This is a genomic window from Inquilinus sp. (genome assembly GCF_057815775.1).
Window position 1 is genome coordinate 1 of record NZ_JBYRFX010000896.1, and the last position, 10,713, is coordinate 10,713.

The 10,713-nt window shown below is 62.3% G+C and carries 8 protein-coding genes; 3 read left to right on the forward strand and 5 right to left on the reverse strand.

All coding sequences use genetic code 11. The annotated features are described in order from the left end of the window. Positions 1-505 precede the first annotated feature (505 nt). From AC3XYG_RS32075 to AC3XYG_RS32090, 4 genes are all read right to left on the reverse strand, one after another. Complete coding sequence (locus AC3XYG_RS32075; protein WP_489143947.1) at positions 506-1,198, reverse strand: SDR family NAD(P)-dependent oxidoreductase; 693 nt, start codon at positions 1,196-1,198, stop codon at positions 506-508. 224 nt (positions 1,199-1,422) lie between these two features. Next, entirely contained in the window at positions 1,423-2,646 is a 1,224-nt protein-coding gene (locus tag AC3XYG_RS32080) for an MFS transporter (RefSeq protein ID WP_489143948.1), read from the reverse strand. Between the two features lie 102 nt (positions 2,647-2,748). Then, positions 2,749-4,155, reverse strand: coding sequence for an aldehyde dehydrogenase family protein (locus AC3XYG_RS32085; protein ID WP_489143949.1), 1,407 nt, complete (start codon positions 4,153-4,155; stop codon positions 2,749-2,751). Between the two features lie 86 nt (positions 4,156-4,241). Beyond that, positions 4,242-5,990, reverse strand: a complete 1,749-nt coding sequence (locus tag AC3XYG_RS32090; protein ID WP_489143950.1) for a GMC family oxidoreductase — start codon at positions 5,988-5,990, stop codon at positions 4,242-4,244. Between the two features lie 213 nt (positions 5,991-6,203). Here AC3XYG_RS32090 and AC3XYG_RS32095 point away from each other — a divergent pair, with 213 nt between their 5' ends. Then, positions 6,204-7,121 (forward strand): LysR family transcriptional regulator, encoded by a 918-nt coding sequence (locus AC3XYG_RS32095; protein ID WP_489143951.1) that lies wholly within the window; start codon positions 6,204-6,206, stop codon positions 7,119-7,121. Between the two features lie 65 nt (positions 7,122-7,186). Here the strand turns inward: AC3XYG_RS32095 and AC3XYG_RS32100 are convergent, their stop codons facing one another. Continuing rightward, positions 7,187-7,951, reverse strand: a complete 765-nt coding sequence (locus AC3XYG_RS32100) for a FadR/GntR family transcriptional regulator (RefSeq protein WP_489143952.1) — start codon at positions 7,949-7,951, stop codon at positions 7,187-7,189. 216 nt (positions 7,952-8,167) lie between these two features. On the opposite strand from AC3XYG_RS32100, the gene AC3XYG_RS32105 reads away from it, so the two are divergent. Both AC3XYG_RS32105 and AC3XYG_RS32110 read left to right on the forward strand, forming a co-directional pair. Then, entirely contained in the window at positions 8,168-9,115 is a 948-nt protein-coding gene (locus AC3XYG_RS32105; RefSeq protein ID WP_489143953.1) for an ABC transporter permease, read from the forward strand. A gap of 4 nt (positions 9,116-9,119) precedes the next feature. Next, positions 9,120-10,628 carry a sugar ABC transporter ATP-binding protein gene (locus tag AC3XYG_RS32110; protein ID WP_489143954.1) on the forward strand — a complete coding sequence of 503 codons (1,509 nt, stop codon included), beginning with the start codon at positions 9,120-9,122 and terminating at the stop codon, positions 10,626-10,628. Positions 10,629-10,713: the final 85 nt, after the last annotated feature.

The following is a 10,713-nucleotide window of genomic DNA, read 5'->3' on the forward strand; positions in this document are numbered from 1 at the left end:
CTCGACGCGATGGTCGAGCGGACTGTCCAGCTGGTGACCGGCAAGGCGGAACCCGCCGAGACCGGCGTCCATCTGCTGCCGGGCGAGCTGGTCGTCCGAAAGACCACCGTGGGCGGCTGAGACGACGGACTGGGCACTTCAGGTTTTCCCCTCAATGACGCTCCCGGCCGCAAAGCGCCAACAGCGGCCATTGAGCATTGCTCTCCAAAGCGGACGTGGCCGCACGCAATCCCTCGTAGCCCCTCGACCGGCACCCGATGATCGCGGGAACATCCCAACGAAGCCAGGCACCGATCATAAAAAAGGTGGTCGTGCTCGACTGTGCGCCTCTTTGCATACAGGACACGCGAAGCAGGTTCTCGTGCGCGCGCCAAAGCCAAAGTATCCGCGCTGCGTCAGATCATGAAACCACCGTCTCCCGCTGCCGAGGCTGGCTGACAGATTGATCGTCGGCACAGTCGGTTGAAGTCAGCGGCGAGCTGGCCGCCCATCTTGGGGAGGCGCCCTACCAGGGCAGTGTGTCGTCGAAGCGGTCGACATAGCGGAGCCCCGGCTTGCCATGGTTCGTTTCGAGCATATCGGCGACCAGCGGGATGCACTCCTCAACGGTATGGGTGGCGCCAGAGCCGCCCATCTCAGTCTGAATCCAGCCTGGCGCGACGACAATCTTGGCGCGACGGTCATCGGGCCGACGCGAGCTATAGCATTTCATCAGCATATTGAGGGCGGCCTTGCTCGACGCGTATAGATCCCACATGCCGTCGTTGGTGGCGATGCTGCCGAGTTCGGAAGACATGGCCGCGATCGTCCCATCTGGTGCAACGATATCCTCGAAGATCTCAATCAGGCGCACCGGGCTGAAGGCATTGACCAGCATCATGTCGAGGAAGTCCTGGACAGGCGCCGTGCCCGGCGTCGCGGTAATGGACTTGGCGATGCCGGCATTGACGAACAGCATGTCGAGCAAACGATCGTCGAGCCGCTGCCGCAGCCCTCGAACGCTTGCCTCGTCGGCAATATCGGTATTCTCGACTTCGAGGCTCGCCGGATAACGCCCTTTCAAAAGATCAAGCGCCGGAGATTTATCGCGGACGGTGGCAATGACGTGCCAGTCCCGCCCGCAGAATTGTTCAACGAGCGCCAGACCGAGTCCGCGCGAGGCCCCGACAATGAGGATAATCGGCTTGTGAGCCATCATCGTTCTCCATGATCAGATGTTTCGTGAAAGCCGGCGTGCCGGTGGGTCGGCCATTCCTGCGAGAGCATCGCTGTGCGTCCGACAACAACAATGTGGCACCGAGATAGTGGTGATTACATCGCGCTTCTGTCACTTCATCCGTGACTTGAGTGCATCAATGTCCACGGATCGGATTGGCGGAACCGGCGGCAACCTGCGTGACGTCACTGCACCCTTCGGAATCTTCAAATCGTTGGAGATGCCCGGCTAGCGCGGAGCGGCCTGAGCCATACGCTGAAAGGGATCAGCAGGACCGCTACTGCGGAGCCGCACACGCCCGCCCAACCCCATTCGCTCCACGCCACGGCTCCGATCGCCGCCCCGGCACCGCCACCGGCAAAATAGGCAGTCATGTAGGCGGTTTGGATGCGGCTCTGGGCGCCCTGGGCGAGGTTGAGAATTCGGCTCTGGTTGCTGACATGCGCGAGCTGGGTCCCGAGATCCATGGCAAGCACACCGACGCCGATCCAGAACAGGCTCGTCCTTCCGAGCCACAATATTCCGAATGACGCGATGGTTAGCACGATCATCGTGCCGGCTGCCCGCCGAGCAAGGCCGCGGTCGGCGAGCTTGCCAACCGCCGGGCTCGCCAAGGCGGCTCCTGCTCCGAGAATGCCGTAGAGTCCAACAGAGGTCGCGCCGAGATTGAACGGGGGCGCCACCATGAGGTGAATCAGGCTCGACCAGAAAATCATGAACGCAGCAAACAATGTGAAGCCGAATAGACAGGCCTCGCGCAGCACGGGTTGTTCGTGAAGAAGGGTGAGCACGGATCGCAACAAGTCGCGGTATCGGCCATGATAGCTCGGCGTCGTGGCCGGAAGGACCCGGGCCATCGCGAGGGTCAGTCCAAGCAGCAGAGCGGTCGCCAGCCAGAACATCGCCCGCCAGCCGAAGGCGTCGCCGACAAAGCCGGCGACGGTGCGAGATAACAGAACGCCGGCAAAAATGCCGCTTAGCATGACGCCAACGACACGTCCGCGATCCTTCGGCGCTGATAGGCTAGCGGCAAACGGGATGAGCAGCTGGGGGGCCATATTCGACAAGCCGAGAAGGAAGCTGAAGGCCAGGAGGACCGGCATCGTCGGGCTAAGGGCGGTGCCCAGAGTCATTGCGCCAGTCAACAGTGTGAAGAACAGCGCCAGGCGACGGCGCGAAAGCATGTCCCCGAGTGGCACGAGCAGCAACATTCCGGTCGCGTAGCCGACCTGGGTCAGCGTCGGGACGAATCCGATGACGTCCTCGCTGGCCTGCATAGTCCGAGCCATTTGCTCCAGGAGCGGCTGGTTGTAGTAGAGATTGGCGATACCTGCGGCCGAAGCCGTCGCCATCACCGCCAGGATCGGCAGCCGGAGCGAAGGCGCCTCGGCATTGCCGGCGGTTGAGCTATGATGCGACGCAGACGGCATCTTCGTACTCCTGGATAATCGGCAGCGGCGAAGATCATGGCGAATGCCATCCCTCACCGGAGAAGTGGCGAGCGCTCGAAGGAGCACTCGCCAACTCGGGCCCTATTTGGCAGTGTCGATGACGACCATCTGGGCGAAATCCTTCAGTCCATCGACGGTCAGCTCAATCCCAATGCCCGACTGCTTGGCGGGCGAGAGCGGGATATGTGGCGCGAGACGGAGATGCTGGTTGATCCAGATGTTCCCTGCCTGGAGCCGGGCCGCCACACGCGCCGCGCGTTCGGGGTTCGAACTCCAGACCGAGCCGCCCAGCGCGTAGGTTGAGGCGTTGGCACGCGCGAGGGCGTCCTCCTCGTCCTGAACTTTGACGATCGGCAGCACCGGGCCGAACTGCTCCTCGACCACGAGGAGCGAATTGTCGTCGATGTCTCGCACCACAGTCGGGCGGATAAAGTAGCCCGGACCGTCCGGGACCTGGCCACCGGCGATGATCTTGCCGTCGCGACGAGCGATCTCCAGATATCGCTGCACCGTCTCATACTGCTTGCGGTTTTGGATCGGACCGAACTGGGTCGCCTCGTCGAGCCCGCTGCCGATGATTGCGGCATCGGCAAGACAAGCCAGCTCATCACAGAGGGCGTCATAGACACCTTCCTGTGCGTAGACACGTTTGATCGCGTAGCAGACCTGTCCGGTATTGGCGAAACTGGTCGCGAAGATGACCGGAGCGACCTTTTTCACGTCCACGTCGTCGAGCACGATCGCTGCATCGTTGCCGCCAAGCTCGAGCGTTACACGCTTGAGGTCATCGATTGCGGCCAATGCCACATGCTTGCCGGTCTCTGTCGATCCAGTGAAGGCAATTTTTGCCACGTCGGGGTGCTTGCTGAGCGGCCCTCCGAGACCGCCGTTGTCACAGAGCACGTTGATGACGCCTGCGGGCACGATACCGGCAATCACTTCGCCAAGCAGAACAGTCGAGAGCGGGGTGCTGGACGCCGGCTTGATCACGATCGTGTTGCCCATCAGAAGAGCCGGCGGCAGCTTGTTGCCAATGAGACCCAGCGGAAAGTTCCAGGGTACGATCGCTGCCACGACTCCAAAGGGTCTGTAGTGGGCTTCGACCCGATTGGTGGCGCTGTCCTCGATCACCTCAACACTCAGTTCCATCTTGCAGAACTCGCGGACAGTGGCGACGAACAGACCGATCTCAGCGCGAGAGTCCCGTAGCGGCTTGCCTTGCTCGAGGGTCAGGACGAGTGCGAGATCCTCGGTGCTGGCCTCAACTTTGTCGGCGAGTCGTTCGAGGACGCGTTGCCGCTCTGCAAAGGGCGTGGCGGCCCACGCGGGCTGAGCCGCCTTCGCGGCTGCGACCGCTTCGTTGAGCTGGTCAAGCGAGGCGACCGGGCGTTCCGCGAAGGGCGCGCCAGTCGCGGGATTGATCACGGGGGCGGTACCTTCACCGGGCACGAGCTTGCCATTGATCAACAGCCTGAATTCGCGATTCATGGTTCTTCTCCTTTCAGTCGAGAGAGGACTTGCAGGCGGGGTGCGTCGGGAACTGGACGCCGCGGCAGCCCTCAGGCGCTAAGCAGTCAGCGAGTCGTCGCCGACGCGCTTTGCGATGGAGTCGGAATTGCCGCACCCACAAGTTCGGCCGCGATGCGCTCAGCGACCATCAGCGTGGGCAGGTTGGTATTGGTGGTCGGAATGATCGGCATGATGGACGCGTCGACGACCATGAGGCCTTCGACGCCTATAACTTTGCCATGAGGGTCAACCACGGCGCCCGCGTCATCCTGGCTTCCCATTCGGCACGTGCAACTCGGATGCCAGAGGCTCACGACGGCGCTGCAGACATAGTCGACCATCGCCTGCTCATCGGCCATTAGCGCCGCAAGAGTGGGCCCTTCGTTGACGAAGTGGTTCATCAGGAAGGTGCGGACAGTGATGCCGGTATCGAGCAGCGTCGCCGCTACATCGGTCAGGAGCTCGTTGCGGGCGCTCGGCACGGAGACTTTGGCGACACGCTCAGTGAAGGCCGACGGGAACGGATTGTCGACGACACGCGAAAGCGCGCTGTGCAGCAAGACGTCGGCGCTCGCCCGAAATGCATCGACCAATCGGGTTCGATCGCGTGGATCGTCTAGGAAATTGAAGCAAACATCGGGTTCCGTCCGCCAATCGGGAGAGAGCAGTGAAACGGCACCACGCGAGAACGGGATACCAATGAACGGCACAATCGTGGCCAATTGCCGCCCAACGGCGTGCCAGCCTGAACGCCCCGCCGAAATCATCACCATGTCGGAGGAAGGGCAATCCGCGTGACCCGACGAATAGCGGAGGTAGCTCGCCGGGCCGATGTAGTCGAGCCGAGATCGCAGCGCTGGCGGCATGAAACACGAGACATAGATGCTGGGGTGGTCCTGAAGGTTAGCTCCGACACCACGGCGGTCGACCAGGACCGGGATGTCGAGCGCCGAGAGAGTGTCGGCCGGTCCGATGCCTGAAAGCATGAGCAGCTTCGGCGAATGGACTCCTCCGGCTGCAATGATGACGTTGTCGCCTCCGATCACGAACCTTGCGCTGTCACGGATCGCCTCGACGCCGACGGCTCGCCGACCTTCAAAGCGAATGCGCGTCACTTCGGTGTTGGAGAGTATCGTCAGATTGGATCGGCGCCGGACGCCATCCGTCAAATAACTGCGGGCACTTGACCAACGATGTGCGCCATCATTGGAAAATGGCACGGCGGAATATCCGTCACCGTCGTCGCCATTCATGTCGTCGATGTAGGCATGTCCTTGGCTGCGCCATACCTCTCCGACCGCTTGGGTGAACGGATCCCAATGGTCACGGGGAACCCGGCGGATCTGTACCGGGCCGTCATGCCCGTGCAGCGGACCGTCGTAATCGACGTCGTGCTCAAGCTTGCGGAAAAACGGGGCAACCGACGTCCAATCCCAGCCCTCTGCTCCCGCCGACTGCCAACCGTCGAAGTCCCGGCGCAGGCCCCGCAGCGCGATCTGAGCATTGATGCTCGAGCCGCCGCCCATGACACGAGCCTGGTGGAAGAAAGTCGGTGCCCGACCTGCTTTCGGCACATGGTCACCATCACCGCGTCGACCACGTAGGCTACCCCAGAAATAGTTCATGTTGGCCATGGCCCGGCCGGGATAGGTGGCGAGAATATCAGCCGGAATGTGCCCGGAAGGCGTGTCCTGCCCCGCCTCGACGAGGATCACTGTATTCTCTGGACGCTCCGACAAACGGCTGGCTAAAACGCAGCCCGCGCTTCCGCCGCCGACGATCAAATACCTCGCTCTTGCATGCTGGGGGTGCATGGCTCGGTCTCCATCTTGGTCCGCCGCCGGCTCGAACCGTCCGCCGCGGAATGTCGATGGGACTCATATGCGCCCGGATGCTGTCGTGACCGCAGCGCCCTTACGTCACTAGACTCATGATTTCAGGGCATCAATACTGTTGCTACGATCACCACATGCCCGAGCGGTGGAGGCGGTCGCCCTTGGAAGAGCCGATACGGAACGAGGGATCTGATGACGTTCGATGGTCGGTTGCTCGCAGGGGTAAGCGTCCTTGCCGCCGTGGTCGAGGCCGGCAGCTTCGCGAAGGCCGCCGATCTTCTGGGCCTGTCACCGTCCGGCGTTAGCCGCGCCATCGCGCGTCTGGAGAACCGCGTCGGAGTCCGACTGTTCGACCGTACCACGCGCTCACTTAGGCTAACGGCAGAGGGCGGGCGCTTCTACGAGGACGTCATCCCTCATCTCGAAGGCATTGAAGGTGCTGCAAGCGTGGCGGCTGGATCCGCAAGCAGGGTGCACGGACGACTACGGATCAATGTCGACCCATTCTTTTCGGGCGTGGTCCTTGCTCCTCATCTGCCCGCATTCTGCCGAAGGTTCCCAGAAATCGAGATCGAGATCTACACGCGCGACTCGATCGGCGATTTGGTGTCGGACGGGATGGATCTGGCTATCCGCTTTGGACCACAGCCGGCCTCTTCCATGGTCGCGAGACTGCTCCTCGAAACGCGGATCCTCACGGTCGCAGCCCCGTCGTATCTCGAGCAATATGGGCGACCGAAATCTCCCGATGACCTTATCGGGCATGCCTGCATCCAATTCCGCGATCCGCTCACAGGACACCCCTTCGAATGGGAATTCCACCGCGGACGCTCGGTCGTGCCGGTCGCATCCAAGGGGCCGATCCTTCTGACGGATGTGAATACCATGCTGACGGCCTGCTTGGCTGGAGCCGGGATCGCCCAGGTGATGGCCCTCGGCGTGCATGGCTTCCTCGACTCTGGGGAGCTCGTAGAACTATTTCCGGATTGGCCTGGGGAGGTGTTTCCTCTCTATGCCATCCACCCCTCACGCAGAAACCCTGCGGCAAAGGTCCGAGCATTTATCGACTTCTGCCTGGAAACGAGCCGGATGACAGCACAAGCGACGTAGCCTTCAGACGAAACTTAGCCCGGCTGCATCTGGATTTGGTACAATTCTACATTCAGAATGCATCTCTATAGGCGCCCAAGGTCGCGCGAAAACGCAAACAGCACGGCATCGATGTGGTGTTTCATCGCCCTGTGAGCGGCCGCCTCGTCGTGGTCGGCGATGGCCTCGAATATCCGGCGATGCTCCGACATGGTCTTGATCGGCCGATCCGGGCCGGCAAGCAGTTCTTCAAATTTGTTGAACAGCGGCCGGGAAAGATTGTCCCACAACGACGCGACCACGAAGGCATAAGCGGCATTGCCGCCGGCCCTCGCGATCTCGACATGGAAGTTGCGGTCGCCATCCCTATAACGCGGCGAGCCCATGGGTGCCTCCGCCTGCACTTCGATCGCCTCGCGCATCCGTTTGAGATTCGCGTCGGATCGATTTGCTGCGGCGAGCTCCGCCGTCTTGAGCTCGATATGGAGGCGTGCCTCCATCAGCTGGATCGGGCCGATATCCCACTCGGCCATGCCGCTGGCGCTTCCCGCGAAGTCTGGCTGTGGCGTCGCTTCCAGGACCTGCACGCCGTGGCCGACACGGATCGAGACCTTGCCGCTGACCTCCAGGGCGATCAGCGCCTCTCTCACCGATGTCCGACTGACGCCGAGCTGCTGTGCGAGTTCGCGTTCGGCCGGCAACAGGGTCCCGATCGGGAACAGGCCCTGATCGATCCGGTCGACGATCAGATCGGCGATCTGGCGATAAAGACGAACAGGCTCGAGCTGCGGAAGGCGGGCCTCGGTGGCCTTCTCGGGAAATGCGAGACGGGACTGGGGCAATCGTTTCATGGGGCCTTCAAGGTTGAGCATGGACCGCCGACCGCGCGTCGAAGCCGCCGCTGACCGGGTCAACATATCGGCGTTGACGACGTTTGCAAAGCGGCCTATTAGTCCAAATGTCCAGTGGTTGGACCAATTGGCCAGACGGACCTTCGGCAAAGACACCGACGGTGTCATCGAGCCAGGGAATCCGTCTTTTCAGAACCATCTAGCGAGTGCAACGCAGTGCAGATCGCCGCCCAGCAACCATTTGTAAGCATGCGCTCAATCTTTCTTTGTCTATTGTTGAGCGTCATCATCATTATTCTGGCCCTGTTTGCGCCGAATTTCTTCAAGCTCCAGAACGCGATCAACATTATCGTCCAAGCCTCGACATTGGGCATTCTCGCCCTCGGCATGGCTTTCGTGATGATCGGCGGCGGCATCGATCTCTCCATGCCGGCCAACATGGCGCTCGCCGCTGTGCTCGGGGCGATGGGCATGGCCGCCGGGATCAATCCTATCGTCGGCACCCTGGTCATGATCGGTTCAGGCATCGCGATCGGCCTGCTCAACGGCTTTGCCGTGGCCTATCTGCGCATGATCCCCTTCGTGGTGACGCTGGCCATGCTCACAGTGGTCACGGGCGTGACCATCTGGGTGACCAATTCCGTCAGCGTCGCCGTGACGTCCGACGCTTTCTACAACGTCCTTTTGGCGAACCTCTATCGCGTCCCGATCTCGGTCGCCGTGCTCATCGTCTGCGGCGTGATCGCGACTGCCATCATGTCGGCCACGGTTTACGGGCGCTGGCTCTACGCGGTCGGGATCAACCGCGAAGCCGCCCGCGTGGCGCGGGTGCCGATCCAGCTCACCATCTGCGCAAGCTATGCATTTGCAGGCCTGATGGCCGGACTGACCGCGGTGCTGCTGACCGCCCGTCTCGGCTCGGCCTCCGCGGCGATGGGCAGCGATGGCGTGGTTCTCGACACCATCAGCGCCTGTGTCGTCGGCGGCATCAGCATCTATGGCGGCGTCGGACGCCCGTTCGGGGCGATCATCGGGGCCATCCTGATCACCCTGATCAGCAATGCCCTGAACATGCTCGGCGTCTCCTACTATTTCAGCCTGATGATCAAGGGCGCGGTGATCGTCCTGTTCATATTCGCCGACAATTACGCCAAGGCCAGGTAACGACATGGCCGCTCACCTCAGCCTCGACGGCGTCACCAAGGCCTATCCCGGCGTGCAGGCCTTGAGCGGCGTGCATCTGGAGGCCTATCGCGGACAGGCCCTGGCCCTGATGGGTGCCAATGGCGCCGGCAAGAGCACCCTGATGAATGTGCTCGGCGGCATCACCCGGATGGATACCGGCACCATCGCGCTCGACGGCGTGCCCATCGAGATCCGTTCGCCAGGCGACGCCAGGGCCCACGGTATCGCCTTCGTCCAGCAGGAGCTGAACGTCGTGCCATCCATGACGGTGGCCGAGAACATCCTGATCTCCAATTTCCCGACCCGGGCCGGGCTGATCGACGGGGAAGCCACGCGCCAGCGTGCGGCAGCCCTCCTGGAACGGCTCAACTGCCCCTTCGGTGTCGGCGAGGTTGTCGAAAACCTCAGCATGGGCGACCGGCAGATGGTCGAGATCGCCGGCGCCCTGGCCCGCGAGCCGAAGATCCTCATTTTCGACGAACCGACATCGTCGCTGACCAGCCGCGAGAAGCGAAAGCTGTTCGAGGTGATCCTGTCACTCAAGCAGCAGGGCGTGGTGATCATCTACGTCACGCATTTCCTCGATGAGATCTTCGAGATCTGTGAGCGCGTCACCGTGCTGCGCAACGGCGCGACGGTCGATACCCGGATGATGGACGAGGTCACCCCGCTGGACGTCGTCCACATGATGCTGGGCCAGAATCATTCGCAGGAGCGCCTGTCCCAGCCGCACTCTGGCAGCAGCAAACCGCTGCTGAAAGTCTCCGGCCTCAGCCGCGAGGGGGTGCTGGCGGACGTGAACCTCGAGATCGGCGAGGGTGAGATCGTCGGCCTGTGGGGTCTTCTGGGCTCGGGACGCACCGAGCTGGTGCGCGCCCTCACCGGGCTCGATCCGATCGACGCTGGCGAGCTGCGCTTCGACGCCGGCAGCGGCCCCAAGGCGGTCACACCCGGGCAATTGCATCGCCAGGTCGGACTGGTGACGGAGGACCGCCGCGGTGAAGGGCTGCTCCTGCCCCAATCGGTGCGTCAGAACCTGTCGCTGGCCAGTCTCGGCACTTTGCTCAACCGGTTTCGAACGATCGATCGCGGCCGCGAGCAGGCGCTGGCCAAAGGCCTGATCGAGCGGCTGGACATCAAGGTCTCCAGCCCGGCGCAGCGCGTCGGCACCTTGAGCGGCGGCAACCAGCAGAAGGTGGTGTTCGGCCGCTGGCTGGCCACCCAACCCCGGCTGTTCATCCTTGACGAGCCGACGCGCGGTCTCGACGTCGGGGCCAAGAACGAGATCCTCAAGCTCGCGGTCGAACTCGCCCGTTCCGGCGTCTCGATCCTGCTGATCAGTTCGGAAATCGAGGAGCTGATGCGTGTGTGCGACCGCTATCTGGTGATGTCGCGCGGCCGGATCATCGCAGAGCTTTCCGGTTCGAGCACCAAGTCGCAGTTGATGGATGCCGTCTCTGGGCAAGCTCGATTGGAGACGCTCGCATCATGACGAATACCAGCACACAGGCGAGCCCAGCTCCCGGATCGATCCGCCTGCACCATCTTGCGCTGCGCCATGGATTTCATGTCGTCAT

Bases quoted from the DNA above. Each gene is read 5' to 3' on its own strand.
- AC3XYG_RS32085 (WP_489143949.1), bottom strand. From the start codon at position 4,155: ATGAATCGCGAATTCAGGCTGTTGATCAATGGCAAGCTCGTGCCCGGT.
- AC3XYG_RS32090 (WP_489143950.1), bottom strand. From the start codon at position 5,990: ATGCACCCCCAGCATGCAAGAGCGAGGTATTTGATCGTCGGCGGCGGA.
- AC3XYG_RS32100 (WP_489143952.1), bottom strand. From the start codon at position 7,951: ATGAAACGATTGCCCCAGTCCCGTCTCGCATTTCCCGAGAAGGCCACC.
- AC3XYG_RS32095 (WP_489143951.1), top strand. From the start codon at position 6,204: ATGACGTTCGATGGTCGGTTGCTCGCAGGGGTAAGCGTCCTTGCCGCC.
- AC3XYG_RS32110 (WP_489143954.1), top strand. From the start codon at position 9,120: ATGGCCGCTCACCTCAGCCTCGACGGCGTCACCAAGGCCTATCCCGGC.
- AC3XYG_RS32080 (WP_489143948.1), bottom strand. From the start codon at position 2,646: ATGCCGTCTGCGTCGCATCATAGCTCAACCGCCGGCAATGCCGAGGCG.
- AC3XYG_RS32075 (WP_489143947.1), bottom strand. From the start codon at position 1,198: ATGATGGCTCACAAGCCGATTATCCTCATTGTCGGGGCCTCGCGCGGA.